This window comes from Streptomyces sp. PKU-EA00015 (assembly GCF_013387495.1).
GTDB lineage: Bacteria > Actinomycetota > Actinomycetes > Streptomycetales > Streptomycetaceae > Streptomyces.
On the sequence record NZ_JABZEE010000133.1, the window covers coordinates 1 to 908 of the forward strand.

At 66.9% G+C, this 908-nt stretch carries 1 pseudogene; it reads left to right on the top strand.

The window, feature by feature from the left end:
* Positions 1-908, top strand: a pseudogene (locus tag HW130_RS35215) (sugar-binding protein); the annotation flags it as partial.

A 908-nucleotide genomic window follows, 5' to 3' on the forward strand; every position in this document is an offset into this window, starting at 1 on the left:
CGGTACGGCGGCGGTCGGTGAGTGGCCGCGGGTGACCGGTACCGGTTACGGCAGTGACTACGCGTACAACAAGAACACCGCGACGGGTGAGTCGTACACGTGGCAGCCGAACATCGTGGATGCGGCGGACTACAAGGTCGAGGTCCACACGCCGGTGCAGACCGACGGTGCGACGGCCGCCCCGTACACGGTGACCTCTGCGGAGCCGACCGCGAACTTCACGGTCAACCAGGCGAGTGGCACCACGGGCTGGCGTCAGCTGGGTACGTCGCAGATCGATTTCGCCAAGGGCAACACCGGTAAGATCGTCCTCGGGGACACCGGTGATGCGACCAGGCGGACGATCGCCGACGCGGTCCGGCTGGTCAATCCGGCGCAGATCCGCAAGGACATCGGCGAGTACAACCAGTGGCACAACTTCCGGGTCGGTGACACCGTTCAGAAGTGGGTCTCGGGGACGTCGCCGAACTACGGTTTTGTGATCAAGGCCGTGGACGAGTCCTCGACCGCGCCGCTGGGCGGTCCGCAGTATCAGGCGGGGGACTACGACTACGGCGGCGAGACGTCCACGATCCCGCGTCTGACGGTCACCTTCGGCAAGGTCGGCACGTCGCTGGACTCGCCGACCGTCGTGCACGGCACCGGTCCGGAGCTGTCCTGGGCGGCGTACAAGAACACCACCGGCGACACCAACCTGGACATCGCCGAGTACCAGCTGCACCGCTCCACGCAGCAGGTGTTCACCCCCTCCGCCGCGACGCTGGTGGCGCCGGTCGCCAAGACGGCGACCACCTACACGGACACGACCGCGGTTCCGACGCCGGACTCCAGCAGTGCGGAGATCGGGAAGTCGTACTACTACCAGATCGCGGTCAAGACGACCGACGGGCAGGTGCTGGGCTCCCCGA